Below are 25146 nucleotides of genomic sequence, written 5' to 3' on the forward strand. Positions count from 1 at the left end.
CTGTGTCCGGCGCTTCCAGGAGATGTGTCATGTCCATGTACAAACCGCTGGCCATCGCGGCCGCGACTCTGGCTCTCGGCGCTTGCGCCACGGTGCCGCAGCCGCTGCAGGGTCAGTTCAACGACGTATCCACTTCGGGCGCCCAGCAGGGCGGCGCACCGGGCGCGAAAGTGCGCTGGGGCGGCGAGATCATCAAGACCGAGCCGGGTCCGCAGCAGACGTGTTTCTTCGTGCTTTCCGAGCCGCTCGACAGCGAAGCCCGGCCGACGGCCAGCAAGTCCGATAGCCAGGGCCGCTTCGTCGCCTGCCGCGACGGCTTCTACGACCCCGAGGTGTTCACCCGCGGTCGCGAGATCACCGTCACCGGCACGCTGCATGGCGCCGTCTCGCAGAAGGTGGGCGACTTCGATTACGCCTATCCTCGCGTCGAGGCAGACGTCGTCTACCTCTGGCCGAAGCGCGTGCCGATCAACCGTGGCTACGGTCCGGGGTTCTACGACCCGTTCTGGGGTCCGGGCTGGGGCCCGGGTTTTGGCCCGTACGGCTACGGTCCCTGGGGCGATCCGTTCTATTACCGCCCGCGCACGATCATCGTGCGGCCCCCGCCGCCGCCGCGCGCTCGCTGAGTATCGCGACCCACAAAAAAGCCGGCCATGTGCCGGCTTTTTTGTGCCTGTCGTCCGGCTTAGCCCGGCGGCCAGTGCATCTGGCGGCCGGCGAGCAAGTGGACGTGGATGTGGAAGACCGTCTGGCCGCCGTGCGCGTTGGTGTTGATGACGGTGCGATAGCCGTCCTTCGACAGGCCCTGGTCGCGGGCGTAGGACGCCGCGGCGAGCAGCAGTTTTCCGAGCAACTCGGCGTCGCCCGCGGTCGCATCGTCCAGCGTGGCGATGGCGCGCTTCGGGATGAAGAGCACGTGCACCGGCGCCTGCGGGTTGAGGTCACGGAAGGCCAGCACGTCATCGTCTTCGAAGACGATATCGGCGGGGATTTCGCGGCGGACGATCTTGGCGAAAATGGTGTCGGTCATCGGGTTTCCCTGGATATCAGCCGAGCGACTGCCGGCTGCCGAATGCGTGAGCGAGCGTGCCGCGGTCGACGAACTCCAGTTCACCACCCAGCGGCACGCCATGAGCCAGGCGCGTGGCACGAATACCCGCGGCCTTCGCCAGCTGCCCGATGTAGTGGGCGGTCGCTTCGCCTTCCACGGTCGGGTTGGTCGCGATGATCATTTCTTCGATCTCGCCCTCCCCCAGCCGCTCGGCAAGCAACGGCAACCCGAGCTCGTCGGGACCCAGCCCGTCGAGGGGTGACAGCCGTCCCAGCAGTACGAAGTAGTGACCGCGAAAGCCGGTGGCCTGTTCGATGGCCGCGAGATCGGACGGCGACTCGACAATGCACAGCACCTGCTTGTCGCGCGTGGCGCTGGCGCACAGCGAGCAGACCGGCGTCTCGCTGAAATTGCGGCAGCGCGTGCAGTTGCCCACATCGCGCATCGCCGACTCCAGCGCGGACGAAAGGCGCAGGCCACCCTGCCGCTCGCGTTCGAGCAGGTGGAAGGCCATACGCTGGGCGCTCTTCGCACCGACGCCCGGCAGGCAGCGCAGGGCATCGATCAGTTCACCGAGAAGGCGGGAGCCGTTACTCATCGTGTCGTCGGACGATCCGTCAGAACGGGAGCTTCATGCCCGGAGGCAGGTTCAGGCCGGCGGTGACGCCACCCAGACGCGTGCGGCTCATCTCGGCGATCTTGTTGACCGCGTCGTTGACGGCGGCGGCGACCAGATCCTCGGCCATCTCCGGATCGTCAGCGAACGTCTGACGATCGATATGGACGGCGCGCACTTCGTGACCACCGGTCATCGTGACGGTGACGAGGCCGCCACCCGCGGAGCCGGTGACTTCCGTCTTGGCGAGTTCGTCCTGCGCGCGCTTCATTTCGTCCTGCATGCGCTGCGCTTGCTGCATCAGCTGACCAATTTGACCTTTCACGTTCCTGGCTCCACGGGTTTGATCGATTGCGGAATGACGCGCGCGTCGAAGTCGCGCTTGAGCGCCTGTACAAGGGGGTCGGCATCCATCGAGGCTTCCGCCCTGGCCTGCGCGTCGCTGGCCGCCTGCGCCCTGCGCTCCGCCGGCGTGCCCAGGTTGCCCCGGTCGGCGACGAAGCGGAAGCGCACGCGGCGATCGAGCGCGCGCGAGACCTTTTCTTCCATCTGGCTGGTCAGTGGCTCGACCGCCAGATGCATGTGCTGGGGCTGCAGCGCGAGCACCATGCTCTCGCCGTCCACCTCACGCAGTGAGCAGTTTTGCGCCAGCTGGCCGATCGGACCACGCAGGTTCGCCCGCTCGACGATGTCGTGCCAGTCCGGCAGACCATCGGCGCCGATGCTGATCGGCCGGGGGCGCGCGGCGGGTTCCGGCGCCGGAGGCGCTGGCGCTGCAGCCGGACGCGACGCGGCGCGCGCGGCAACCGGAGCGGTAGCCGGAGGCACAGGAGCCGCAGGGCGCGCCGCTGCCGGTGTTGGTGCCGCCGCTGGTGCGGACGGGCGCGCCGCGGGCGCGGAAACGGGTGCACGTGCCACGGCGGCCGCCGCCACGGTTCCACCGCCGTCGGTTGGACGGAAGGCGAACATGCGCAGCAAGGCCATCTCGAAACCGATGCGCGCGTCGGGCGCCATCGGCAACTCGCGGCGACTGGTGGTGGCGATCTGGTAATACAGCTGGACGTCTTCAGGCGCGATGCGCGAGGCGATATCGGCGAGGCCGGCATCGCTCTCTTCTTCGCGATAACCGGGCACCAGCTGGATCAGCTGAATGCGATGAAGCACCGTCGCCAGATCGTCGAGCACGCCGGCGAAATCCGGAGAGAACGACGCAATGCGCTCGGCTTCGCCCATCAACGCGGCGCCGTCGCCGGCCGCCAGCGCTTCGAGGACACCCAGCACCTGGCCGCGCTCGACGCTGCCGAGCATGGCGCGCACATCGTCCGCACGGACCGCGCCGCCGCCGTAGGCTATCGCCTGATCGAGCAGCGACAGACCGTCGCGCAGCGAGCCGTCCGCGCCATGCGCGAGTTCGCCGATGGCTTCGTCGTCGTACTCGATACCTTCGGCACCGAGGATGTGGCGCATCTGGCCCGTGATCTGATCCGGCAGCAGCCGCTTCAGGTTGAACTTGAGGCAGCGGGACAGCACCGTCACCGGCAGCTTCTGCGGATCCGTGGTCGCAAGCAGGAATTTGACGTGCGGGGGCGGTTCTTCCAGCGTTTTCAGCAGCGCGTTGAACGCCGGCTTCGAGAGCATGTGCACCTCGTCCACCAGGTACACCTTGAAGCGCCCCCGGGACGGTGCGTACTGCGCGTTCTCGATCACCTCGCGGACATCGTCCACGCCGGTGTTGCTGGCCGCGTCGATCTCGAGCAGGTCGACGAAGCGACCCGCATCCACCGCCGTGCAGACCGCGCATTCGCCGCACGGGTCGGCCGACTCGCCGCGCTCGCAGTTGAGCGACTTGGCGAAGATGCGGGCGATCGTGGTCTTGCCGACACCACGGGTGCCGGTGAACAGATAGGCGTGATGCATGCGACCGGAGTCGAGCGCGTTGGTAAGCGCGCGGACCACGTGCTCCTGTCCCACGAGTTCAGCGAACTTGCGTGGGCGCCACTTGCGTGCGAGGACCTGATAGGACATGCGTATTACCTTGGGGCGACAGTGGATTGTGCCAAGGACACGCGTCGGGCGCACCCCAGCCCCGAAAAGGCGATGACCCTGCCAGCCACACCCCGGCACCCGAGTCGTCCGCTACCGTTGCTTCCTTCCGGACCTGGCGGAGTTTACGGACTATCGTCGCGGGGGGACCGACAGGGTCACCATAAAGACGGTAAATCAATTTAAAAGCAGGGTGTTGCAACCGTGCGGGCGGGATTGCTCGGGCTCCTGCCCTCACCCCTCCGCTTCGCTACGGGGCCGACGCTACGCGTCGTCCAAATTTGTTCCAGACAAATTTGTCGAACCCGCGCGGGCTCAAATCCCGCTCCCACGGTGTCGCTTCGTTTGTCTCTGCGCCACCTTTAACGGTGTCGCATTTTAGATTTGGCGGAGAGAGCGGGATTCGAACCCGCGATACCTTATTAGGGTATACACACTTTCCAGGCGTGCTCCTTCAACCACTCGGACACCTCTCCGCACTTGCACATCCTCTTCCCCGGCGTCCTGTCCGGCAAAGAAGCGGAAGGATAACGTTCCCGCCGCGGCGGGGCAAGCCTCAGCCGGCACCGGGACGCGGCGGCTCCGGTTCGGGCAGAGTCAGGCGTTCTCCCGGATGAGCGATCCGGTAGCCGCGTGAGACCAGCGTTTCACCGTCTTCGGCGCTGCCGTAGTGGTACAGGGCCATGCGCGCGGTGACCTCGGGCGCGTACTCACGCTCCAGATCGTCCACGCCGGTATGCGACGGATTGCCGATGACGCCGCAGTCATGGGCGATCAGTTCGCCAGCCGCACCGTGCAGCGCCAGGGCCTCCGGCACCGGCCTCGTATCGCCCGTGTAGACGAAGCTGCCACGCAGCGCCAGGCCGTACGAGGTGCCCTGCACGTGATGCCGGGTGGGAAAGACGTCGAACCAATGGCCTTCGTGCCAGAACCCGCGGGTGCAGGGCAGCAGATGGAAGGCCTCCCAGTAATTCACGCCGCCCTCGGCCAGTGCGCCCGGGTAGTCGGCCACCCTTCCCTGCAACCACGGCAGGAGTGCGGCGTGCAGGTAAACCCGGGTGCGGCCGCGCAGGGCTTCGTCGAACCACAGGCGGAAGAACAACCTTTCCATGCCCGCGACATGGTCCATATGCACATGCGTGACGTAGAGCGCCGGTGGCGGCGTGCCGTAGGCGGCGACGTAGCGATCGAGGGTATCGGGGCCGCAGTCGACCAGCAGCAGCGGTTTGCCGTCCCGCTCGACGACCACGGCCGACGAACCGAGCTCGACCGCGTGTGCCGCGCCGGTTCCGAGGAAATGCAGGTCCCAGGTCATGCGCGCAGGCTCCGTTCGTAGTGTTCGATCAGGGCCGGCCATAGCTCGGCGTCGAAGGTGTCCCCGGCCGCGTCGCGCGCGCCGAGCTTCACCAGCGAGCGCTTCAGGCGGGACAGATTGGCATGGCGCCAGCCGCGCGACGGACGGCGCACACGCCCCCGGTCGAAATCGATCAGGTAGAGACCATCGGCATTGACCAGGATGTTGTGCGCGTTGAGGTCGGCATGCCAGGCGCCCTCCCGGTGGAACCGGGCGATCAGCTCGCCGACCCGTCCCGCCAGCGCCGCATTGAAGGCGCCATCCTGAAGGCGCTCGGCCAGCGTGGCGGCGGCAGGAATGCGCAAGGTGATCAGGTCGGCCGAGTAACGGAAGCCCTGACGAACGAAGCGTGAGGCCACCGGCGGCGACACGGGCAGGCCCCGGCGCTCCAGTTCGGCCAGCAGACGGAACTCGCGGTCGCTGCGTGTGCGGCGGCGGCCGGTAAAGAGGTAGCGATCGCCGAGCAGACGGGCGACCATACCACCGCGGCGATAATGCCGAAGCACGGCTTCGCCGGCCGGGGTATCGATTACCGCGACACCGCCCCGCCCACCCGATTGCGTGCGCAGCGCACCCCGCTCGCGCCAGTAGTCGGGCGAGAACCAGGGTGCGTCGACTTGAGATACACGGGTGGCGTCGAACAGAATCGTCCCGCCCGCGCTCTCCTTGACTCGTTGCTCTGTCATTCGTCGGCCGCCCTTACGCAGCCACTCATCCGGTACTCCGATCGTGTCCAGTCTACCAAGCCGTCCACTCCCGTCGGGAGATTCCAGCCTCTGCATCCTGCGTACCTCCGCCATCGGCGACGTGACGCACGTGATTCCGCTGGTCCGCACCCTGCAGGAGAAGTCGCCCGGCACGCGCCTGACGTGGCTCGTCGGCAAGCTCGAGCGCAAGCTCGTGGGCGATTTTCCGGGCGTCGAGTTCATTACCTTCGATAAGGGCAAGGGCCGGGAAGGCATGCGCGAGGTACGCCAGGCGCTGGCCGGACGCCGGTTCGACGCCCTGCTGCACATGCAGGTGGCATTGCGCTCGAATCTGCTGAGCCTGGCCGTAAAAGCCGATCGCCGCATCGGCTACGACCACGCCCGCTCCAAGGACCTGCACGGGCTCTTCGTCAACGAACGCATCGAAGCCCGCACGGGCGAGCACGTGCTTGACGCCATGGCCAGCTTCATCGAGCCACTGGGCCTGAAGCAGACGGAGGTGCGCTGGGACATTCCCGTGCCCGCCGACGCCCATGAGTGGGCCGCCGAACAGCTGCCCGGCGACGCGCCGACCCTGCTGGTCAGTCCGATGTCGAGCCACACGGTGCGTAACTGGCGGGTCGACCGCTACGCGGCCCTGATCGACCACGCGATGGCGCGCGGCATGCGTGTCGCGCTGGTCGGCGGTCCGTCGGACCCCGAGCGCGCGCTGGCGGACAGCATCCTGGCGGCGACCGCGGCGGCCCCGCTGGACCTGACCGGCAAGGACACGCTGAAGCGTTTCATGGCTCTGCTGGCACGCAGCGCCATGATCCTCACGCCGGATTCGGGCCCGATGCACATGGCCAACGCGGTGGGCACGAAGGTCCTGGGGCTGCACGCCGCCAGCAACCCGCACCGCTCCGGCCCCTACTCGGACCGTCGCTGGTGCGTGGACAGATACGACGCGGCGTCGCGCAAGTTCCTCGGCAAGCCGGCGTCCGAAATACCCTGGGGCACCAAGATCGAGAAAGCCGGCGTCATGGACCTGGTCGAGGTCGCCGACATGAAAGACCGCTTCGAGGCCTGCGCGGCGTTCCTGAAACTGCCGCTCGCCTGATCAGGCCTGCGGCGCGCGGTAGTCCTGATACGACTTTTCTTCGACCAGCGTCGAGCCCAGCTTCGTGTTGATCTCGCGCTTGATCGCCGCGCGCTCGTCGTTTTCGATGTACACCGAACGGGCGAGCTGGATGAATTCGTCGTCGAATGCCTGAGCACGCTCCTTCATGCGGATGTCGTCTTCGATCTTCCACAGGCGCTGGTTGACGGCCAGCAGGCGCGAGGTCTCGTCGGTGATGTCGGTCTCGGAGGCCCTGTCGTTCTTCCACGTGGCCTCGAGCAGTTCGAGCTCGTTGCGCACATTGGCCAGCTTGGCCGCGTCCTTGATCTGCTGCAGTTTGATCTGGAGGATCGTGATCTTGTCGATCAGCTCACCGTAAGAAACGGGGGTCTGGATAAGGCTCATGGCAAATCTCCGGTCGGTCAGGCGCCGGAGGTTAGCAGTTTTGCATCCGCAGGACCGCCCCCGAAGGCGGCGAGGCTGGCGGCGAGATGATCGAATACGGCTCGGACACGACGGCTCTTGCGCTGGTCCTCGTGCATGACGACCCAGATCGGGAGGCACACCTCGAGCTCGTCGGGCAGTAGGCGTACCAGGCCCATGCGGTGCGCCAACGGCTCCTGACAGAAGCCGATGCCGAAGCCGGCGCGGATCGCCGCCATCGCGGCCAGATCGTTATCCGTGCGCAGCGCGAAATGCTCGCGCGAATACGGGACACCGGCCGGCCGCAATGCGCGGATGTACGGTTTTTCCTCGTCGTAACCGATCAGCGCGTGCGTGACGATATCGGCGACGCGTTCGGGCGCGCCAGCCACGGCGAGGTAGTCAGGGTGACCGTATAAGCCCAGCGGTATGTCGCAGACATGCCTGGCGACCATCGCGTCCTGCTCGGGCATCGCACTGCGAACGGCGATATCGGCGTCCCGACGCAGCAGATTTTCGGTGCGATTGGTGGTCGACAGCTCGATGACGATGCCGGGATGCGCGCGCCGGAACGTCGCAAGCATCGGCGGCAGGATCTCGACGCCGACCACCTCACTGGCAGTGATGCGCACCACGCCGTGCAATGCCTCACGCGTGCCCGAGGCGACCCGGAGCACGGAGGCGGCCGCGGCAGCCATGGCCTCCGCATGAGGCTGCAACTCCAGCGCCGCGTCGGTCGGAATGAGTCCGTGGGATGCGCGGGAGAACAGCGGAACGCCAAGCGACGCCTCCAGCTCCCGCACATGCCGGCCGAGGCTCGGCTGGGTCATGTCCAGCGACCGCGCGGCGCCGGACAGGCTGCCTTCGCGCAATACGGCGAGAAAGGAGCGAAAAAGATCCCAGGCGGGCTCGGTGTTGGCCATACATAAACGTATAGCAGATGTTTACTGATACGCAATTCCCGAACAGGGGCACACCCATCAGACTTTGCCCATCCCAACGGAGCACCGCCATGACCCAGCACCCGCGCACTGCCCTCGTCCTCGGCGCGACCGGCGGGGTCGGCGGCGAAACGGCCCGCGCCCTGATCGCCGCGGGCTGGAACGTCACCGCCCTGACCCGCCACACGGGAAAGACCGGAGATGGCATCCGCTGGATCGAAGGCGACGCCATGGTCGCCGCCGACGTGCTTCGCGCGGCCGACGGAGCGCAAGTCATCGTCCATGCCGTGAACCCGCCCGGCTACAAGGACTGGGAGCGCGTCGTTCTGCCGATGATCGACAACACCATCGCGGCGGCGCATGCCGTCGGAGCGCGCATCGTGCTGCCCGGCTCGGTCTACAACTACGGGCCCGACGTGTATCCCATGATCGCCGAGGACGCCGCGCAGCATCCGCCGTCACGCAAAGGAGAGATCCGCGTCGACGTCGAACGACACCTGCAACGCGCGGCCCGCGACGGCGTACGCAGCCTCGTGCTTCGTTGCGGTGACTTCTATGGGCCGGGTGGCGGCAACAACTGGCTGGCTCAGGGCATCGTGACGCCCGGCAAACCGCTGCGCGCGATCCGCTATCCCGGTCCGCCGGCGCTGCGGCATGCGTGGGCCTATCTGCCCGACGTCGCATCGACCCTCGTGGCGTTGCTGGATCGCGAGGACGAACTCGAGACCTTTGCACGCTTCCACTTCGGGGGACACACCCTCACCGGTGACGAGCTGCACGCCGCTATCCGTCGTGCGTCAGGTAAGCCGTCGCTGCGGATGCGTCCGTTTGCCTGGTGGATGGTGAACCTCATCGCACCGTTTCACGAGACGATGCGCGAGGTGCGCAAGATGCGCTACCTGTGGAATGAGGAAGTGCTGATGGACGGTAAGCGCCTGCGCGCCTTCCTGCCGGAACACCGTGACACGCCGCCCGATGTGGCGATGAAGGTCACGCTCGACGCGCTCGGTGTTCTGACGCGCTGATTCGGACCGCCGATTCAGAGCGAGACGGCGCCGAACGCGTCCATGAGCAGCAGTACGTTGAGCCCGAGCACCACCAGTGCGGCGAGCGCGGCGAGACCCACCACGAGCATCCCGTTGCGGAAGGCACCCATGACGTCGCGCCGACTGGTGAACCACACCAGTGCGATCATCGGGAACGGCAACGCGATGCTCAGCGCGACCTGACTGAGCACGAGCGCGCGCGTCGCATCGACGCCGGCCAGCACCACCGCGAAGCTGGGCAACATCGTGATCGCCCGTCGCAGCCAGATCGGGATGCGAAAATCGACGAAGCCCTGCATGATCATCTGCCCCGCCATGGTGCCGACGACCGAGCTGGAGAATCCGGAGGCGACCAGCGAGACCAGGAAGATCGTCGCGGCAGCGCCGCCAAGCAGTGGTACCAGTGTCTGATAAGCGGTTTCGATCTTCGCCACATCCGGATGGCTTCCGTGGAACGCGCCGGCCGCCATCACCACCATGGCGAGGTTGATCAGGCCCGCGACGGCCAGCGCCAGGATCACCTCGAGGTTGGACAGGCGGATGATCCGCCGGCGCTCGCTGTCGTTCTTCGGCTGCGCCCGACGCTCGGTCAGCCCCGAGTGGAGAAACAGCGCATGCGGCATCACTGTGGCGCCGATGATGCCCACGGCGATGGCGATGGCGGCGCTGTCCGGAATGCTCGGCACGAAAATCTGCTGGCCCAGCGACTTCCAGCCCACCGGCGCGATGAACAGCTCCACGAGATACGACAGTCCGACCACGCCGACCAGCGCACCGATGGTCAGTTCGAGCCGCCGGTAGCCTTTGCCTTCCAGCATCAGCAGCGCGTACGTGACGATGCCGGTGATTCCCATGCCCACCAGCAGCGGCATGTGGAACAACAGGCTCAGGCCGATCGCCCCGCCGAGGAATTCGGCGAGATCGGTAGCCATCGCCGCCAGTTCGCTCACCACCCACATCAGATAGACCAGCGGTCTCGGCAGGCGATCCCGACAGAGCTCCGCGAGATTGCGGCCCGTGACGATTCCCAGCCGGGCGGAGAGGCTCTGGAACAACATCGCGACCAGATTGGCCAGGAGCACCACCCAGAGCAACGCATAGCCGTAGCGAGCGCCCGCCTGGATATTCGTGGCGAAGTTGCCCGGATCGATATACGCGACCGAGACCACCATCGCCGGCCCCGCGAACGGCAGCAGCGCGGACAGGCCACGGCGGCGCCCGGAAAGGACGTCGACCATCGCCGGGTCGGGATTCTGCTGTCTTACCTGATCAAGCATGCGATGAATCCGCGGGACTTACGACAAAAAGAGAGCGCCGCGCGGTGAACGCGCGGCGAGGCTGCGTGGGATGCATGCCCCCGTTATACGCCGCGGCCGCGCGCCTTGCGACGCGAGCCCGGTGCGAAGACGAGTCCGGCGATCACACCGGCCGCGATGAGCGAGCCCGCGACGGCGGGCGAGGAGACCTTCAGCGTCCGGACCTGGCGCACCGGCCGCTTCGGCCCGTGCTGCACCTCGGCCGGCGCCGCCTCGATCTCGACCGCGTGCGTGCTGGGCCGGATCGGCTTGCCGCGGGCGTCGGCAACGCCACGGGTCAGCTCCGCGCCGAGCAGGACGATGATCGATGAGTAATAGGTCCACGTGAGCAACACCACGAAGGCACCGGCCGGTCCGTACGCGCCGCCGACATCCGAATACTGGATATAGAGGCCGATAGCGTACTTGCCAACCATGAACAGCACCGTGGTGAGCACCGCGCCGATCAGCGCCTCGCTCCAGTCGATCACCGCGTCGGGGAGCACCTTGTACATGGCGCCGAAGGCCACCACGAAAACCACCACGGAGATACCGAATTCCACCGCCTTCCAGGCGGTGGAGTCACCGCGGATCATGGTCTGGATGATCGCGCTGACGATAAACGAGACAATCATCATGAAGGCCATGCCGCCGAGCAGCGCGAAGGCGCGGCCGCGCGCGCGCAGCCAGGCGCCCACGGCCTCGCCCGGCCGGGCCTTCACCCGCCACACCCGATCGAGGGTGCCCTGCAACTGGGCGAACACCGCCGAAGCGGCGAACAGTGTCACGCCGATGCCGATAACGCCCGCGATGTCGCCGATTCGCGGATGCGCCCTGGCGCTGTTGATCACCGAATCGATCGCGCCAGCCGCGCGGCTGCCGACGACCGCCGACAGGGCCTCGGTCAGCTGGTCACGCCATTCGGGGTGAAGCAGCGAAATGACCCAGACCAGCAGGAGCAGGAGCGGCGCGAACGACAGCGCCGCGTAGAACGCCAGCGCCGCGGCGCGCGTCATCAGCTCATCGTCGCTGAAACCGTCCACCGCCGAGACGATGGTTCGTTTGAGAGCGCCGCCGGTCATGCCCTTCTCCTGATCGTTCTACGCGTTTCCACCAGAGGCATACCTTCAGGGAGGGCGAGCGCACGTGATGTGAACGTGGAAGCAAGGCCCTAGAATCGGCGTATGCCTCTGACCCTGCTGATCGCCGACGACCACCCGATGTTCCGCGGCGCCCTGCTGCACGCGCTGGCCGAACCCCTCCGCGGCGGCCGTGCGCTGGAAGCCGCCAGCCACAGCGCCATGGAGACCGTGCTCGCCTCCGGGGAATCCGTCGACCTGGTCCTGCTCGACCTGACCATGCCGGGCGCCATGGGGTTCTCCTCCCTGCTCTGGTTGCGCGGCGAGCACCCCGACGTGCCCGTGCTGGTGGTTTCCTCGAACGACCACCCGCGCAACGTGCGCCGGGCCCAGCAGTTCGGCGCGGCGGGATTCGTCTCCAAGTCCGCACCCGCCGAGGTATTGCGCGAGGCGGTGGCCGAGGTCATGCAGGGCGGCACGGCTTTCGTGGGTGCGCGCGCCGAGCGCAGCGACGACGACGCGCAACTGGCCGCGCGGCTGGCGCGGCTCACGCCCGCGCAGTTCCGCGTGCTCATGCTGATGGCCGAAGGTCTGCTCAACAAGCAGATCGCCGCCGAGCTCGGCCTCGCCGAGAACACCGTGAAGATTCACGTCACGGCCGTGCTGTCCAAGCTCGAATGCCGCTCGCGCACGCAGGCCGCCGTGCTGGTGAAGTCGCTCGACATCGACGAGGGTGTCGATGGCTCGCATCCCGGCTGACGCGACCCGCTAGCCGGCGAGCATCAGCAGCCGGCTCATCACCGCACGCAGACGTGCGGGCGCCAGCGGCTTGGTCAGGTAGCGCAGCCCGGCCGCCGCGGCGCGCTCGACATCCGATGCCGACGGCGCCTCCGCGATGAGCACGACCGGCGGCAGGCTGCCCCATCGCGAACCGAGCGCTACGCGAAGCTCTTCGGTAGCCATGCCATCGATCGGATCCTCGAGCAACACGATCGACGGTGCCTCGTCGGTCTCGGCATGACGCATGGCTGCGCTGGCCCCGGGGACGGCCACGACATCGCAGCCCCACGAAGACAACAGCCGGGCCGTCGCCTGTCGCGTGACGGCGTCGGCATCGACGAGCATCACACGCGCCCCCGTAAAGGGCGACTCGTCTTCGGCACTCGCACCCGGCGCGACCACATCGGCATCGCCGCGATACACCGGAACGGCGATGGAGAACACGCTGCCGCGCCCCAGCCGGGAGCGCACGCCGACACGCGCTCCAAGCAGCCGACCGATGCGATCGACAATGGAGAGACCGAGCCCCGAACTGCGACGATCGCGATCCATCCCGTTATCGAGGCGAAGAAACTCGTCGAAGATCGCGCGTGTTTTCGCCTCCGGAATACCGAGCCCCGTATCCCAGACCTCGATGCGCACCGCATCGTCCTGCCGCCGCGCACCAATCAGCACGCCACCGCGCGGTGTGTAGTGGATCGCGTTGGAGAGGAAGTTCTGCAGCACGCGGCGAAGCAGCAAGGCATCGGCACGCACGACGAAAGCACTGTCGACCCAACGCAGGCGCAGGCCCCGCGAATCGGCCAGCACGGCAAACTGGCGGGCCAGATCGGCAAGCAGCGGGCCCAGTGCCACCGCCGTGAAACGGGGCTCGACCGCACCGCCCTCCAGACGGGACACGTCGAGCAAGCTGGCAAGCAGTTCGTCCTGCGTGTCGAGGGCGCTGCGAACACGCTCTGCCAGTTCGCGCTCGTTCGCGTCGAGCCGGCCCTCCGCCAGCGTACCGATGAAAAGACGCGCGGCATTCAACGGCTGGAGAAGGTCATGCACGGCGGCGGCGATGAAACGCGTCTTGGATCGGTTGGCGCGCTCGGCCTCCGCCTTGGCCTCGTGGAGATCGCGCGTGCGCTCGTCGACGCGTTGCTCTAGGCTCGTCGCCAGCGAGCGCAACTCGCGCGCCGCCGCCTTGTACGCGGTGATGTCGGCATAACTGGTAACGAAGCCACCATCCGGGAGCGGGTTGCCACGAATCTCGAACGTCGTGCCGTCCGGACGCTCGCGCTCATACATGTGCGGGCTACCCGCACGCAGGTAGGCGAGACGACGCTGAATCGCTTCCTCGGGATCGCCCGGGCCCAGAAGGCCTCGACGAGCGTTGAAGCGGAACATGTCCTCGATGGGCCGCCCCACCCGCATGTAGTCGTCGGGAAAACCGAAAATCTGCTGGTAACGCGAATTCCACGCCACCAGACGCAGCGAGGCATCGACGACGCTCACGCCTTGCGGCAGGTGCTCCAGGTTGCCATGTACCCCCTGGGTCGCCTCATGCGCGGCGGCTACGATGCTGTCCTGCGCCGACCGCAGCGCGGCGGCATGATGCGCCACCATGCGCTCCAGTTCCTCGCGGCTGCGCAGACGCAGACGTGCAAGGCGGATCCGCTGTTGCAGGAACAGACCGAAGAGGATCACAGGCAGCCAGCCTGCCAGTACGATCAGCGCCGCGTTGCGTGCCGCCACGGTCGCCGGGCGCGCATCGGCCAGCAGGTGCAGTGTCCAGGCCTGCTGCGGTAATGGCAGGCTGCGCCAGATGACCTCATGAGGCAGCGCGGGCGACGTCACCCTCACCTGATCCGCACCGTCCCCGGCGGTTCCCACCCGCGTGCGTACGATCAGGGGAAGCGTGCGACCGCCGTACTGGCGCGTGCGATCGATGGATAAGGCGTCCCGTGGATCGAGCGCGTGCAAGGTGCGGTACATCCATTCGGGGCCACGGTTGGCCAGGAAGACCACGCCGTGCCGGTCGGCCAGCAAGACGATGTCCTCTCCGCGCGCCCAGTCGTGGCGCACATCGTCCAGCGTGATCTTGACCACGACCACACCGATATGACGGCCCGTATCGTCGTCGACCGTGCGGGTGATGAAGTAGCCCGGCACGTTGGTGGATACGCCCAGCGCGTAGAACGTGGAGTGGCCGTCACGCATCGCGTCCTGAAAATACGGCCGGAAACGGTAATCCAGACCGACGTTACTTTCCGGCGTGTTCCAGTTGTTGGCGGCCACGGCGTGGCCGTCACGGTCCAGCAGAGTCAGCGTCGAAGCATGCACCGCGCCGTTGGCCTGTTCCAGTTTGCGGTTGAGCGCCGGCGTATCGATGGCTGCGGTCGGACCGGACAACGCGGCCCTGAGCTCGGGATCCAGCGCCAGCACGTCAGGCAGCACGGTAAAGCGATCGATCAGGCGCTGTACCGCCAGCGCATGCAGATTGAGCCGGTCCGCCGACTGCGCGGCGATGCCGCCAAGCGCCCGCCGCCAGGCCCACCAGCCGCCCAGCGCCACGCTCCCGGCCATGGCCAGCAACAGGATCAGCAGGGTAACGAGGCGGGCAAGACGCGATCGGGGCATGCGACATGCTCGCACAGGCGCGGGACCTCTAGCCGGAATGTGCTATGGGTCGTTCCGGCCGCAGGGAGTACAAAACGGCACCCGCCCTCAAAAGGGCAGCTGCCGTTGTCGTGCCATGTCCCTGCGCTCCGCCTCGCCCGTCGTACCTGTCCCCTTCTATCGCCAGACCTACGTCCAGGTGTTGCTGGCCATCGCACTCGGCGCCCTGCTCGGCCACTTCTGGCCGACGTTCGGCCAGTCGCTGAAGCCCCTCGGCGATGCCTTCATCAAGCTGGTGAAGATGATCATCGCGCCCGTGATCTTCCTCACCGTGGTCACCGGCATCGCCGGCATGCCGCACCTCAACGCCGTCGGCCGCGTCGTGCTGAAGGCGATGATCTACTTTCTGGTCTTCTCGACCCTCGCGCTGATCGTCGGCCTGCTCGTGGCCAACGTGGTGCAGCCGGGTGCGGGTCTGAACATCGATCCCGCGACCCTGTCGACGAAGGAAATCGCGACCTATGCGTCCAAGGCGCACGATATCTCGCTGACCGGCTTCCTGCTCGACATCATTCCGGACACGGTGGTCGGCGCGTTCACCTCGGGCAATATCCTGCAGGTGCTGCTGTTCGCGGTGCTGTTCGGCATCTCGCTGACGATGGCCGGCGAGCGCGCGAAGCCGGTCGTGTCCTTCTTCGAGTCGCTGACCGCGCCGGTGTTCACTCTGGTGCATCTGCTGATGAAGGCCGCACCCATCGGCGCCTTCGGCGCCATCGCGTTCACCATCGGGCGCTATGGCATCGAGTCGCTGTCGAACCTGCTGTTTCTGGTCGCCACGTTCTATGGCACGGCGATCCTGTTCATCGTGGTGGTGCTGGGCACGGTCGCCAGACTGGCCGGGTTCTCGATTTTCAGGCTGCTGCGCTATCTCAAGGCGGAGCTGTTGCTGGTACTCGGCACCTCGTCGTCGGAGGCCGCGCTTCCCTCGCTGATGGAGAAGATGGAACGTGCCGGTTGCGACAAGTCCGTCGTCGGCCTGGTCGTGCCCACCGGTTACTCGTTCAATCTGGATGGCACCAACATCTACATGACCCTGGCCGCGTTGTTCATCGCGCAGGCGACAAACACACCGCTGACGCTCGGTGAACAGGTCGCCCTGCTGCTGGTGGCGATGGTCAGCTCGAAGGGCGCGGCGGGCGTCACCGGTGCGGGATTCGTCACGCTCGCGGCGACCCTGTCCGTGGTGCCCTCGCTGCCGGTTGCGGGCATGGCGCTGATCCTCGGTGTCGATCGGTTCATGAGCGAGTGCCGCTCGCTCACCAATTTCATCGGCAACGCCGTGGCTACCGTGGTCGTCGCACGCTGGGAAGGCGCGCTGGATCGCAAGGCTCTGGACGCTGCTCTGTCGTCTCGCGCGGAGAACCGCGCGCCCACGCTCGTCGCTTCACAGGGGAAACACTCATGAGCTTGCTTCGCGTCGCGCTACTCGCCGCGGCCGTCGGTCTCGCGTGCACCGGCCAGGTGGCCGCGCAGGCCGCGCCGGATGCCGGTAAACCCACCTCCATCGATCTGTGGCCCGGCACTCCGCCGGGCGGCGGCAGCGGTCCGAAGGGGCCGGAGCGTATCGGCCAGAGCGGTACCGGTGTCGGCGCGGTCTCCAACGTCAGCCGCCCGCGTATCGAGGTATATCGCCCCGCCCGCCCAAATGGCGCGGCGGTGATCCTCATCGGCGGCGGTGGCTATTTCCGTATCGGGATCGGGCATGAAGTGATCCCGACGGCGAAATGGCTGGCGGCGCTGGGCGTCACGCCGGTGGTGCTTTATTACCGCCTGCCCGCCGATCACTGGCCGGCCGTCGCGCCATTCCAGGATGCGCAGCGCGCGATCCGCGTTTTACGTGCGCATGCCAGCGAGCTCGGCATCGATCCGAAGCGCGTGGGTGTGATCGGGTTCTCGGCGGGTGGCAATCTTGCCGGTATCGCCGAGACGCGCTTTGCCGATGCGTTCTATCCCGCCGTCGACGCGGCGGACCAACAGTCGGCACGACCGGATTTCGCCGGTCTGATCTACCCGGTGATCTCGTTGCAGAAGCCCTTCGATACCACACGGTCCAGCCGCGAACTGTCCACGCAGTCCGATGCGGTGCAGGCCTATTCGGTCGAACTCCACGTGACGCACGACACGCCGCCGACCTTTCTCGCGCAGGCCGCCGACGACCCGATCGCCAACATCGGTAACAGCCTGGTGATGTTCGACGCCCTGCACAAGAACGATGTCGACGCCGAAATGCATGTGTTCGACAAGGGTGGTCATGGGTGGGGTCTTGGCGATCCCGGCTCGGCGCCGGCGCAATGGCCTCGCTTGTTCGCCGCCTGGGCACGTCGCGCAGGCTTCTTCAACGCCGTCGACACCGGCCCGTTCGCCGTGCCCGCCACATCGCCGTCGAATGCCGCGCCCGCGGCCAGCGATGCGATTCCGGACGACAACTGATCGCCACCGACGACGAGACGCATGCCATGAAGACAAGCCAGTCCCGCCTCTATCCGGCGATCGCCGCCGTGCTTTTTGCCAGCGGCATGTCCGCGCCGTCGATGGCCGCCGACAGGGTAACCAACGCCGACTTGTTGAAACTGATCCAACAGCAGGCCGCGCAGATCGATGCGTTGAAGCAGCGCCTTGCCGTGGTGGAAGGCCAGACGCGTGCTCCCGCCGTGGCTTCCGCCGGTGTCGATGCCCGTACTCCCGTCGCGCCCACCGACACGCAGTCACCTGCCAGCGAAGACGACCGCCGCCAGGCGCAGGTCGACGCGGCCATCGCCGATACGCGCGAGAGCGAGATCGCCGTCGCCATGGCGCGCGGTGGCGCAACGAAATCCTCCGGTGGCAGCACGCGCTGGGGCCTCGGCGGCGAAGCCGGCCCGCTGTTCCGCAGCGACGATGGCTTCTTCACCTTCAAGCCCGACGGTCGCCTCCTGATCGACTTCACCCGTACCAGCGGATCGAATTACGACACACGCAACATCAACGGGGCGCAGATCACCAGCGCGCGCCTCGGCGGCGAAGGCACCATCGGTGCACTCGGTTATCACGTCGAAGCGGACTTCGCCGATAACGTCGTCGCCCTGCGCCAGACCTACCTCACGTACACCGCGAAGCTGTTCGGCAACACGACGAAGTTCTATCTCGGCAACTTCCTCAAGGATCTCGGCACCGAAGGCTCGTCCGAATCGGCGCGCGTGCCCTTCATGCTGCGCAACGCCGCGACCGCGGTGGGCCAGCCCGTCGTCAGCTACTTCGGCATGGGCGCACAGATGCGGATGTACGGCAACAACTGGCATTACAGCCTGTCGATCAACGGCAACGCCCCGAACAGTTCCACGTCGGGCACGCGCACCGACTCGACCACGTACCTCACCCGCGCGCACTGGAATCCGTGGAAGACCGAAAACGGCTTCCTGCATGTGGGTGGCTGGTACTACTACGAGAAGATCAGCGACGGCGTCACCAGCATCAACAACACGCCGGCCATCGCGCTCGACTACAATGACAACCTCGCGGTATCGGCCAGCTCCATCGCCAATCCCACGCAGGATCGTGGCAAGGGCTACGAACTGGGCGGGGTACTGCGCAACTTCTGGCTGATGACCGAGTACGGCAAGCGAACCATCGATTCGAGCACCGCCGACTCGGTCACGCGGCACGGGTCCAGTTTCGCCGCCGGCTGGATGATTACCGGCGAAGCGCCAGGGTTCTCCAGCCGTTCGGGCAGCTGGAAAGCGGTGAAGGTGAACAACCCGGTGACGTCGGGCGGCTGGGGTGCCTTCGAGCTCGCCGGGCGTGTCGACCATTACGACTACGCGGACGCACCGCGCGGCGGTATCGGCAAGAGCTATACGCTCGGCGTGAACTGGTACCTCAACGACTGGTCGCGGCTGATGCTCAACTATGTCCACTGGAATACGGATAACCAGGTGGGCAGTTTTACCGGGCCTGACGCCGGTAATTCGGTGGCGGTGCGGGCTCAGGTCGTCTTCTGAGCCGGCACCTGTTGCAGGACGGGCCGGAAAGATCGCGGCGCCGAGGCTACGAACAGCGCCACGCAGCCGACGACGGTGATGTCGACCTTGTCGAAACGCTTCGTGAGTTCGGCCCGCAGATCATCCAGGCTGTCCGTCGCGTTACCGAAGATACCCTTGCGGTTATAGAACGCCATCAGCCGCACGGCCGCACCGCTACGCACCACACCTTCCGCCAGGATGGTCGCACCGAAGATCACGCCACCCGGAGCGAGCAACGGCAGCATGTGGTCGAAAACACGGGCCTTCCCGGGCATGTTGCCCGGCAGGCAGTGCAGCAGATAGGTCAGGCCGATGGACGCGAACGGCTCGCCGACCGGTCGCACCGGCTGCAACACGTCGGCCACGTGGCTCTCGGGCGCGTAGCGCTCCACCCGCTTCGCCGCCGAGCGCAGGGCATTGTGGTTGAGGTCCATCAGCGCCAGCCGCGGCGCGGCCGGGAAGCGGCAATGATCCAGGTACCACCCCGTGCCGACACCTACATCCAGATGGTTAGAACTTACGTAACTGTCGTAGATCCCGAGGATCCGTGAGGTCGGACAGCGCCACACGGCGGGGTTGGAGATACGCAGGACGAGCGTGTCGTAAATGGCCAGGGTCAACGGGGAATAGACGGACTGGCTGTCGTAATCCTTGTCTTCTTGCAATGTCATGGGCGGGTTCCGGGCGCGGATGGGTGCGATGTGAGGGGATCGATGCCGCAATCCGTGCGCAGGGTAGCGGAACGTCGGCGCCACCTCTTTCACAATTGCACCCTAAAGCCTGGCCGACCCACGCCGATTCACTAACAAACACGCTGAGCCGACCAACCATGCCCGTCCAGCACGCCCGCCACACCAATCTGACTGCCGTCCTCGCCCAGCTCGAACGCGAGGGTATCGTTGGCTATGCCGAACAGGCCGAGCACCTCGGCAACGTCACCGAGCACCGTCTCGCCTCGATGCACCAGGGCGGCACCATCGATGTGCTGTTCTCCCAGCATGTCGAGTGGGTGCTGCACCGACGAAAAGGCTGGATGGACGAACTGCATGAGGACGATCCGCTAGAGGCGTGAGCGGAATCCGTCTCGTCGATCTAGTGCCGCTGACTGAGCCAGCGTGCCTGATCGACCGTATCGACGACCTCGCGAAATCCTGCGACGTTTGTTAGCCTCGCCGGCCCATCGAAAGATCGTCCCCATAGTGAACTCCGTGAAAAAAAGACTTATCCCCTTACTCCTCGTTGCCCTTCTCGCCGGTTGCGGCGACCGCAGCGCCAGCTACTCCATCGACAACCCGACGGATAAGCCGCTTTCGCTGACCATCGACGGTAAGGCATACGAGGTCGCCGCGCATGACGCCGAGAGCGTGTCGCTCAGCGCGGGAGAACACACCATGAAAGGGGACGTCGTCGGCGACATCCGGTTCATCTCGTACTATCGGGGGCGGGGCGGCATCATCAACCCAACGCTGGGTGACTATGTGATTTATCGCCAGAGCTTCGAGAAGGTGAATACCAAGTCGCCCGGGTATCAGGGCAAGCTCGACACCATCGTACTCGATGGCGTGCCCTTCGAAGGCACCATGAAGCAGTCGGATGCCCTCTTCATCGACAAGGACTGGACGTATGGCGTGGACGAAGAGCTTCCCGACAGTGTGACCGAGCACGACAACGGCCTGAATAACACGGTGCATAACAAAGTCTTCCGTGCGAAAGACTTCATCGCCTTCTTCGAGAAGAATGCGGACGCGAAAGGCTACTTCGAAGCGAACCGCCCGAAGAATCCGTCGCCTGTCGTTCACAAGCTGACCGTCCTCTCCCCGACTTTGCCGCCGATCGACGATCCGGCTCTGGAGAAGCTGGCGGAACCGCTGCGCGAAAACTACGCGAAGTATCTGAAGGCCAAAGATGCGTCAGACCAGGAAGCCCTGCAGAAGGAAAATTTCACGCTGAGCATGGCGTTCTCCAGAGGGGCGATGGCGATCAACGACAAAACGCGGCTGTCGCCGGAGTCGTCCAGTCAGATCGATGCGTTTCAGCGTGCTATCGGCGAGGCATATGGGTCGACGGCGCTGGTCGAGCCGTAAGCGCCATCGCAGCGAACATGCCGGACACAGGAGAGTGTCCGGACTTTGCGCCGATCGCATCCAGTGCGAGTGCAACGCGCTGGTAAACCGGGTAAACCCTAAAAAAACAACTTGCGGTTGGCTGTAGGGCTAGGCCTTGTACGTTTCCCAGCAGCCATCCTGGCGCTCGACCTTGACCACTACCGTGCCGCCGGCGCGCTCGACCATCCGCGCGTAATTGCCGGCAAGCTCGATCGCTTCACGCTCGGAGCGGACCTCGTCGACCGGACGATGATCCGAGCGGACGCGCCATGGGCCTCGCGCCGTGGACGGCGGCGAGATGTAGATCAGCACTTCTTCCGTCATGCCTTGCCTAATGCCTTCCGGACATCGTCCGTCATGACGCCGATGCGCTTCACCGTCTCCCGAAGCTTGTCTTCCGGTACGCCGAGAACCCGGGTCCAGTATTCGACCTCGTAATCCTCATGGACATTAATACGCTGCGCATCGCCGGGGCCGCGTTTGCTGGTGTCATCGCTCATACCCTGCGCCTCGTTGAAGGTGGCCAAACGTGGCAGACGAAACGTCGAGCGTTTGTGGATCTGGCGCGAAAGCTCAGCGGATGAAGGCAAGAAGATCGGTCGCTTCCTCTTCCGTCAGCGCTTCGGCCTCGACGTCGAAAAGCAGGGATTTTCCGGTTGTTTCGTTGTTGAGACGGCTGCAGCCAAACGTGCGAAGGTCGCCTGACAGGACGTCGCCCGGCGAGATGAGGCCTTCTTCCAGCGTACCCACGGTAAACCCCGCGATTCGCTCGATGAGCGCTACACGAAGCTCATGGTGGTACCAGGCAACCATACCTCGCATGTGCGACCCTCCCTTCAGACGTGATACTGCTCTGTTGGGACGGCGATTGTGTGAAGGGGTGTGGTGCCACCCACGACTCTCGGTAGGTTTCCACCCCTTTCGCTTCGTCCAGGACGGTACCGGCGCCCTCGCCAGCGGATGCGGAGATACAATCCCCCGGCATTTCAGATGGTGGAATACACGGAGGTACGATGAGCGACACGACCGAGTTTCGCGTTACTTACGATGGCCCGGCTCTCGAAAACCATGAGATGGATCCGCGCGAACTCGCGCCGGCACTTCTTGCCATGGCGGACCTGCTGGATGCCTCGGCCAAGGTTCTCTATGGCGACAAGGCCAAGGTGAACGTCAACGTCAAAGGTTCGTTCAAGACGGGCAGCTTCAACGTCGACTTCGTAACAGGCGTCAAGTGGCTGCAGTCGGTTCGCGACATCTTCGCGGGCTCCGAGGCAACCGCCACCGCGAATGCTTCGGCGATTCTTGGCGCACTGGGCGTGCTCGGAAAGACGGGGCTCATTCCATTGCTGAAATGGCTGCGAGCCAGGCCAATCACTCGAGTTGAACTGACCGATCCTGCGGGCGGGGACCGCCCGCGGGCTCGCATCTATGTTGGGAACGATTTCTACGACACCGAGGGCGCGACCGTGGATCTGTTGAGAGATGTCGGCGTGCGAAAAGCCATGGAGCGGGTACTCGCCCCGCTCGAAACATCGGGCATCGACGTTGTCGCGCTCGGCCAGGGGTCGTCGGTAAATATCACCGTGGACGCGGGCGACCTTCCATCCTTCGTTTCGCCTGTCGCTGAGAATCTTCGACACGCGCCCGGCAGCAGAGCTCGGCGGTCTGCCCGGCTCTGGGCTTGACGCCACCTCCATTCCTGCCAAAATGACCTGAAAGTCATTAACTCGGTCGAGATGTGCCATGTCGGACGTTCTTATCGTTGGTGCAGGCCCCACTGGCCTAGCGCATGCACTCTGGCTGACGGCCCAGGGTGTGAAGGTCCGAATCATCGACCGAACGGCCGGGCCAGGGACCACGTCCCGGGCCATGGCCGTGCAGGCCAGGACACTGGAGCTCTACCGGCAGCTGGATCTCAGCGACGAAGTGGTTGCCGCGGGTTTCCAGAACCGGGCCATGAATATCTGGGCGCGCGGAAAGCGTCGCGCCCGGGTTGCATTGCAAGACATCGGCAGCGGTCTGTCCCCCTACCCCTACATCCTCGTCTATCCCCAGGACCTCCACGAAGAGACGCTGGTGGCCAAGCTCGCCTCCCTCGGCGTGAACGTCGAACGGGAGACTGAGCTGGTCGACTTTCAGGACAAGGGAGACCACGTCGAAGCGCGTCTTCGTAACGCAGACGGGACGGAGGAAACGGCATCGGCCATGTATCTGTCAGCCTGCGACGGGGCAAGCTCCACCGTCCGCAAACAGCTCGGCATAGGTTTCGAGGGGGGCACGTACCGGCAGGTCTTCTATGTTGCCGACGTCGAGCTGTCAGGCCTCGAACACATGGGCGAGGCGCATATCGCGCTCAACGGATCGGACTTCGTTGCGGTGCTCTCCTACAGCGATGACGGGAAGGCGCGGCTCATCGGAACCGTTCAGGACGAGCGCGCACAGCACCCGGAAAGCCTGACCTTCGAAGATGTCGGGCAAGAGGCCATCGCGAGCGTCGGTATCAAGGTCGAGAAGGTCAACTGGTTTTCCCATTACCGTGTACATCACCGTGTTGCCGACCGTTTCCGCGAAGGCCGGGTTTTTCTGATGGGCGACGCGGGTCACGTCCATAGCCCGGCGGGTGGACAGGGCATGAATACCGGAATTCTCGATGCCATCAACCTCGCCTGGAAACTCGCCGAGGTCATCCACGGCCGGGCGCCGGACGCGCTGCTCGACACGTATGCCGACGAACGGCAGGCCTTTGCACGCGAGCTGGTCAAGACCACCGACCGAGTCTTCAGCCTGATCACGGCGGATGGAGGGCTTGCCGACATCATGCGCAGCTACGGCGTGCCGTCGATTGCCAGTGCTGTGTACAAGGTCGGCCCTGCACGCGAACTCCTGTTCAGGATGGTGTCGCAGACGGCCCTGACCTACAAAGACAGCACACTAAGCGAGGGGACGGCAGGAGACGTCGACGCCGGCGAGCGCCTCCCCTGGGTCAGCATCGATGGACGCGATAATTTCGAATCTTTGGCCAGGATGGGATGGCAGGTGCACGTGTACGGCACCGCGAAGGAAGGCCTCAAAGCATGGTGTGGCGAGCGCGGGGTCGTGCTACGGGAATTCACCTGGACATCCGCGTATGAAAAAGCGGGTCTCCGGCAGGACGCGCTCTATCTGCTCCGTCCCGACACATGGGTTGCCCTCGCCGACCCCACCGGCTCGGTCGAAACGCTGGACTCCTACTTCGCTTCGCGTTGTTATCGTCCGGGAGTAACCGACAGGCAGGATTTGTGACAGAACAGGAACCTAAATGGAGCCGGCGCAAAGACGCCCGCCCACAGGAAATCATCGAAGCCGCTATTGATGAGTTCGTGGCCAAGGGTTACGCCAATGCAAAGCTGGCCGACATAGCCAGACGAGCCGGCGTGGTGAAAGGGACGATTTACCGATATTTCGAAACGAAAGCGGATGTCTTCCGGGCGGTCGCCCGGCATCTCGTGACGGAGCACCTCAGCACCATCGAAAACGCGTCAAGTAGCGCGGACAACGACGTCACCACCGTCCTGCCAATGATCCTCTCGCAGGTCGCCGACAGGATGAGCGATCCGCGCGTTCCCGGTATCGTGCGCATGGTTCTGGTCGAGGGCCGGACGTTTCCCGACCTTGCGGCGGTTTGGCATGACGAGGTCATCGGCAAGGTCGCAGCGTTTTTGACGGCAAACATCAAGCGGGGCCAGTCGACCGGAAGCATCCGGGAAGGAGATCCTGCGCTGATGCTCTTTTCCATCATGGGCCCGATGCTGCTGGGCGTCCTGTTCAGGGATACGTTTCCGGACAGTCCCTTAGCCCCCGATCTCAACGCACTCGCCGCTCAGCACGCTGACCTGCTGAGGCACGGTATGGGTCAAAGGCGGACGTGAATCCGTCGGCCGAATCGGATCCGAACCCAGCGAGATCATG

At 65.4% G+C, this 25146-nt stretch carries 27 protein-coding genes, 1 tRNA gene and 1 other RNA gene; 12 read left to right on the forward strand and 17 right to left on the reverse strand.

Annotated features, from left to right (window positions below; translation table 11 throughout):
• The first annotated feature begins 29 nt into the window (after nt 1–29).
• Nucleotides 30–626, forward strand: coding sequence for a Slp family lipoprotein (locus B5X73_RS06390; protein WP_043694719.1), 597 nt, complete (start codon nt 30–32; stop codon nt 624–626).
• 59 nt (nt 627–685) lie between these two features.
• Here B5X73_RS06390 and B5X73_RS06395 read toward each other — a convergent pair whose 3' ends face one another.
• From B5X73_RS06395 to B5X73_RS06430, 8 genes are all read right to left on the reverse strand, one after another.
• Nucleotides 686–1030 carry a histidine triad nucleotide-binding protein gene (locus B5X73_RS06395; RefSeq protein WP_079521002.1) on the reverse strand — a complete coding sequence of 115 codons (345 nt, stop codon included), beginning with the start codon at nt 1028–1030 and terminating at the stop codon, nt 686–688.
• A 16-nt stretch (nt 1031–1046) separates the two neighbouring features.
• A complete protein-coding gene (recR, locus tag B5X73_RS06400; protein WP_036112145.1) occupies nt 1047–1649 on the reverse strand; it encodes a recombination mediator RecR in 603 nt (200 codons plus the stop codon).
• Between the two features lie 19 nt (nt 1650–1668).
• Nucleotides 1669–1992, reverse strand: coding sequence for a YbaB/EbfC family nucleoid-associated protein (locus tag B5X73_RS06405; RefSeq protein WP_036112141.1), 324 nt, complete (start codon nt 1990–1992; stop codon nt 1669–1671).
• Nucleotides 1989–3692, reverse strand: a complete 1704-nt coding sequence (dnaX, locus tag B5X73_RS06410) for a DNA polymerase III subunit gamma/tau (RefSeq protein ID WP_079521003.1) — start codon at nt 3690–3692, stop codon at nt 1989–1991. The genes B5X73_RS06405 and dnaX overlap by 4 nt, the downstream gene beginning before the upstream one ends.
• Nucleotides 3693–3768: 76 nt before the next feature.
• Nucleotides 3769–3865, reverse strand: an RNA gene (ffs, locus tag B5X73_RS06415) — signal recognition particle sRNA small type.
• 230 nt (nt 3866–4095) lie between these two features.
• Nucleotides 4096–4186: transfer RNA gene (locus B5X73_RS06420), tRNA-Ser, on the reverse strand.
• Between the two features lie 80 nt (nt 4187–4266).
• Nucleotides 4267–5025 carry an MBL fold metallo-hydrolase gene (locus B5X73_RS06425; protein ID WP_079521004.1) on the reverse strand — a complete coding sequence of 253 codons (759 nt, stop codon included), beginning with the start codon at nt 5023–5025 and terminating at the stop codon, nt 4267–4269.
• Nucleotides 5022–5750 (reverse strand): 3-deoxy-D-manno-octulosonic acid kinase, encoded by a 729-nt coding sequence (locus B5X73_RS06430; protein ID WP_079521005.1) that lies wholly within the window; start codon nt 5748–5750, stop codon nt 5022–5024. The genes B5X73_RS06425 and B5X73_RS06430 overlap by 4 nt, the downstream gene beginning before the upstream one ends.
• Before the next feature lie 43 nt (nt 5751–5793).
• Here B5X73_RS06430 and B5X73_RS06435 point away from each other — a divergent pair, with 43 nt between their 5' ends.
• Nucleotides 5794–6870: a glycosyltransferase family 9 protein gene (locus B5X73_RS06435; protein WP_254857244.1), complete on the forward strand. Its 1077-nt coding sequence runs from the start codon at nt 5794–5796 to the stop codon at nt 6868–6870.
• On the opposite strand, the gene B5X73_RS06440 is transcribed toward B5X73_RS06435, so the two are convergent.
• Both B5X73_RS06440 and B5X73_RS06445 read right to left on the reverse strand, forming a co-directional pair.
• Nucleotides 6871–7275: a DUF6165 family protein gene (locus B5X73_RS06440; protein ID WP_079521006.1), complete on the reverse strand. Its 405-nt coding sequence runs from the start codon at nt 7273–7275 to the stop codon at nt 6871–6873.
• Nucleotides 7276–7292: 17 nt separating this feature from the next.
• On the reverse strand, nt 7293–8216 hold the full coding sequence (locus tag B5X73_RS06445; protein ID WP_079521007.1) for a LysR family transcriptional regulator: 924 nt from the start codon (nt 8214–8216) through the stop codon (nt 7293–7295).
• Nucleotides 8217–8305: 89 nt separating this feature from the next.
• Here B5X73_RS06445 and B5X73_RS06450 point away from each other — a divergent pair, with 89 nt between their 5' ends.
• Entirely contained in the window at nt 8306–9259 is a 954-nt protein-coding gene (locus B5X73_RS06450; RefSeq protein WP_079521008.1) for an NAD-dependent epimerase/dehydratase family protein, read from the forward strand.
• A gap of 14 nt (nt 9260–9273) precedes the next feature.
• Here B5X73_RS06450 and B5X73_RS06455 read toward each other — a convergent pair whose 3' ends face one another.
• Nucleotides 9274–10557: an Nramp family divalent metal transporter gene (locus B5X73_RS06455; protein WP_036112121.1), complete on the reverse strand. Its 1284-nt coding sequence runs from the start codon at nt 10555–10557 to the stop codon at nt 9274–9276.
• An 83-nt stretch (nt 10558–10640) separates the two neighbouring features.
• A complete protein-coding gene (locus tag B5X73_RS06460; protein ID WP_079521009.1) occupies nt 10641–11657 on the reverse strand; it encodes a YihY/virulence factor BrkB family protein in 1017 nt (338 codons plus the stop codon).
• Nucleotides 11658–11759: 102 nt separating this feature from the next.
• On the opposite strand from B5X73_RS06460, the gene B5X73_RS06465 reads away from it, so the two are divergent.
• On the forward strand, nt 11760–12413 hold the full coding sequence (locus B5X73_RS06465; RefSeq protein ID WP_043694740.1) for a response regulator: 654 nt from the start codon (nt 11760–11762) through the stop codon (nt 12411–12413).
• Nucleotides 12414–12422: 9 nt separating this feature from the next.
• Here the strand turns inward: B5X73_RS06465 and B5X73_RS06470 are convergent, their stop codons facing one another.
• Entirely contained in the window at nt 12423–15056 is a 2634-nt protein-coding gene (locus B5X73_RS06470; protein ID WP_079521010.1) for a hybrid sensor histidine kinase/response regulator, read from the reverse strand.
• A 115-nt stretch (nt 15057–15171) separates the two neighbouring features.
• Here B5X73_RS06470 and B5X73_RS06475 point away from each other — a divergent pair, with 115 nt between their 5' ends.
• Genes B5X73_RS06475 through B5X73_RS06485 form a run of 3 tightly spaced genes read left to right on the forward strand, consistent with a single transcriptional unit; the run spans nt 15172 to nt 19072 of the window.
• Nucleotides 15172–16500: a dicarboxylate/amino acid:cation symporter gene (locus tag B5X73_RS06475; RefSeq protein ID WP_079521011.1), complete on the forward strand. Its 1329-nt coding sequence runs from the start codon at nt 15172–15174 to the stop codon at nt 16498–16500.
• Nucleotides 16497–17525 (forward strand): alpha/beta hydrolase, encoded by a 1029-nt coding sequence (locus tag B5X73_RS06480; RefSeq protein ID WP_079521012.1) that lies wholly within the window; start codon nt 16497–16499, stop codon nt 17523–17525. Before B5X73_RS06475 ends, B5X73_RS06480 begins: the two co-directional genes overlap by 4 nt.
• Before the next feature lie 26 nt (nt 17526–17551).
• On the forward strand, nt 17552–19072 hold the full coding sequence (locus B5X73_RS06485; RefSeq protein ID WP_079521013.1) for an OprO/OprP family phosphate-selective porin: 1521 nt from the start codon (nt 17552–17554) through the stop codon (nt 19070–19072).
• Here B5X73_RS06485 and B5X73_RS06490 read toward each other — a convergent pair.
• Nucleotides 19057–19764, reverse strand: a complete 708-nt coding sequence (locus B5X73_RS06490) for a methyltransferase domain-containing protein (RefSeq protein WP_052191327.1) — start codon at nt 19762–19764, stop codon at nt 19057–19059. The genes B5X73_RS06485 and B5X73_RS06490 overlap by 16 nt on opposite strands.
• Nucleotides 19765–19922: 158 nt before the next feature.
• Here B5X73_RS06490 and B5X73_RS06495 point away from each other — a divergent pair, with 158 nt between their 5' ends.
• Together B5X73_RS06495 and B5X73_RS06500 are read left to right on the forward strand one after the other, a co-directional pair.
• Nucleotides 19923–20165: a hypothetical protein gene (locus B5X73_RS06495; RefSeq protein WP_036112106.1), complete on the forward strand. Its 243-nt coding sequence runs from the start codon at nt 19923–19925 to the stop codon at nt 20163–20165.
• A 136-nt stretch (nt 20166–20301) separates the two neighbouring features.
• On the forward strand, nt 20302–21177 hold the full coding sequence (locus B5X73_RS06500; RefSeq protein WP_139382677.1) for a hypothetical protein: 876 nt from the start codon (nt 20302–20304) through the stop codon (nt 21175–21177).
• A 129-nt stretch (nt 21178–21306) separates the two neighbouring features.
• On the opposite strand, the gene B5X73_RS06505 is transcribed toward B5X73_RS06500, so the two are convergent.
• The 3 genes from B5X73_RS06505 to B5X73_RS06515 form a co-directional block, all read right to left on the reverse strand.
• The gene (locus tag B5X73_RS06505; RefSeq protein WP_036112102.1) at nt 21307–21522 is read right to left on the reverse strand and encodes a hypothetical protein; all 216 of its coding nucleotides are present in this window, start codon (nt 21520–21522) and stop codon (nt 21307–21309) included.
• Nucleotides 21519–21698, reverse strand: a complete 180-nt coding sequence (locus B5X73_RS06510) for a DUF3606 domain-containing protein (RefSeq protein WP_079521124.1) — start codon at nt 21696–21698, stop codon at nt 21519–21521. Before B5X73_RS06510 ends, B5X73_RS06505 begins: the two co-directional genes overlap by 4 nt.
• Nucleotides 21699–21771: 73 nt before the next feature.
• On the reverse strand, nt 21772–22020 hold the full coding sequence (locus B5X73_RS06515; RefSeq protein WP_139382678.1) for a hypothetical protein: 249 nt from the start codon (nt 22018–22020) through the stop codon (nt 21772–21774).
• A 191-nt stretch (nt 22021–22211) separates the two neighbouring features.
• On the opposite strand from B5X73_RS06515, the gene B5X73_RS06520 reads away from it, so the two are divergent.
• Genes B5X73_RS06520 through B5X73_RS06530 form a run of 3 tightly spaced genes read left to right on the forward strand, consistent with a single transcriptional unit; the run spans nt 22212 to nt 25106 of the window.
• The gene (locus B5X73_RS06520; RefSeq protein ID WP_079521015.1) at nt 22212–22883 is read left to right on the forward strand and encodes an LAPAL motif-containing putative phage structural protein; all 672 of its coding nucleotides are present in this window, start codon (nt 22212–22214) and stop codon (nt 22881–22883) included.
• Nucleotides 22884–22941: 58 nt separating this feature from the next.
• Nucleotides 22942–24480 (forward strand): FAD-dependent oxidoreductase, encoded by a 1539-nt coding sequence (locus B5X73_RS06525; RefSeq protein WP_079521016.1) that lies wholly within the window; start codon nt 22942–22944, stop codon nt 24478–24480.
• Nucleotides 24477–25106, forward strand: a complete 630-nt coding sequence (locus B5X73_RS06530; protein WP_254857245.1) for a TetR/AcrR family transcriptional regulator — start codon at nt 24477–24479, stop codon at nt 25104–25106. Before B5X73_RS06525 ends, B5X73_RS06530 begins: the two co-directional genes overlap by 4 nt.
• Nucleotides 25107–25146: the final 40 nt, after the last annotated feature.

Source organism: Luteibacter sp. 22Crub2.1 (genome assembly GCF_900167995.1).
In the GTDB taxonomy this organism is placed as follows: Bacteria; Pseudomonadota; Gammaproteobacteria; order Xanthomonadales; family Rhodanobacteraceae; genus Luteibacter; species Luteibacter mycovicinus.

Excerpts from the sequence above, each read along its gene's own strand:
- dnaX (WP_079521003.1), bottom strand. The coding sequence starts at position 3,692 with ATGTCCTATCAGGTCCTCGCACGCAAGTGGCGCCCACGCAAGTTCGCT.
- B5X73_RS06425 (WP_079521004.1), bottom strand. The coding sequence starts at position 5,025 with ATGACCTGGGACCTGCATTTCCTCGGAACCGGCGCGGCACACGCGGTC.
- B5X73_RS06505 (WP_036112102.1), bottom strand. The coding sequence starts at position 21,522 with ATGACGGAAGAAGTGCTGATCTACATCTCGCCGCCGTCCACGGCGCGA.
- B5X73_RS06470 (WP_079521010.1), bottom strand. The coding sequence starts at position 15,056 with ATGCCCCGATCGCGTCTTGCCCGCCTCGTTACCCTGCTGATCCTGTTG.
- B5X73_RS06495 (WP_036112106.1), top strand. The coding sequence starts at position 19,923 with ATGCCCGTCCAGCACGCCCGCCACACCAATCTGACTGCCGTCCTCGCC.
- B5X73_RS06465 (WP_043694740.1), top strand. The coding sequence starts at position 11,760 with ATGCCTCTGACCCTGCTGATCGCCGACGACCACCCGATGTTCCGCGGC.
- B5X73_RS06515 (WP_139382678.1), bottom strand. The coding sequence starts at position 22,020 with ATGCGAGGTATGGTTGCCTGGTACCACCATGAGCTTCGTGTAGCGCTC.
- B5X73_RS06510 (WP_079521124.1), bottom strand. The coding sequence starts at position 21,698 with ATGAGCGATGACACCAGCAAACGCGGCCCCGGCGATGCGCAGCGTATT.
- B5X73_RS06525 (WP_079521016.1), top strand. The coding sequence starts at position 22,942 with ATGTCGGACGTTCTTATCGTTGGTGCAGGCCCCACTGGCCTAGCGCAT.
- B5X73_RS06390 (WP_043694719.1), top strand. The coding sequence starts at position 30 with ATGTCCATGTACAAACCGCTGGCCATCGCGGCCGCGACTCTGGCTCTC.
- B5X73_RS06485 (WP_079521013.1), top strand. The coding sequence starts at position 17,552 with ATGAAGACAAGCCAGTCCCGCCTCTATCCGGCGATCGCCGCCGTGCTT.
- B5X73_RS06520 (WP_079521015.1), top strand. The coding sequence starts at position 22,212 with ATGAGCGACACGACCGAGTTTCGCGTTACTTACGATGGCCCGGCTCTC.
- B5X73_RS06480 (WP_079521012.1), top strand. The coding sequence starts at position 16,497 with ATGAGCTTGCTTCGCGTCGCGCTACTCGCCGCGGCCGTCGGTCTCGCG.
- B5X73_RS06395 (WP_079521002.1), bottom strand. The coding sequence starts at position 1,030 with ATGACCGACACCATTTTCGCCAAGATCGTCCGCCGCGAAATCCCCGCC.
- B5X73_RS06460 (WP_079521009.1), bottom strand. The coding sequence starts at position 11,657 with ATGACCGGCGGCGCTCTCAAACGAACCATCGTCTCGGCGGTGGACGGT.
- B5X73_RS06440 (WP_079521006.1), bottom strand. The coding sequence starts at position 7,275 with ATGAGCCTTATCCAGACCCCCGTTTCTTACGGTGAGCTGATCGACAAG.
- B5X73_RS06490 (WP_052191327.1), bottom strand. The coding sequence starts at position 19,764 with ATGACATTGCAAGAAGACAAGGATTACGACAGCCAGTCCGTCTATTCC.
- recR (WP_036112145.1), bottom strand. The coding sequence starts at position 1,649 with ATGAGTAACGGCTCCCGCCTTCTCGGTGAACTGATCGATGCCCTGCGC.
- B5X73_RS06445 (WP_079521007.1), bottom strand. The coding sequence starts at position 8,216 with ATGGCCAACACCGAGCCCGCCTGGGATCTTTTTCGCTCCTTTCTCGCC.
- B5X73_RS06475 (WP_079521011.1), top strand. The coding sequence starts at position 15,172 with ATGTCCCTGCGCTCCGCCTCGCCCGTCGTACCTGTCCCCTTCTATCGC.
- B5X73_RS06455 (WP_036112121.1), bottom strand. The coding sequence starts at position 10,557 with ATGCTTGATCAGGTAAGACAGCAGAATCCCGACCCGGCGATGGTCGAC.
- B5X73_RS06450 (WP_079521008.1), top strand. The coding sequence starts at position 8,306 with ATGACCCAGCACCCGCGCACTGCCCTCGTCCTCGGCGCGACCGGCGGG.
- B5X73_RS06430 (WP_079521005.1), bottom strand. The coding sequence starts at position 5,750 with ATGACAGAGCAACGAGTCAAGGAGAGCGCGGGCGGGACGATTCTGTTC.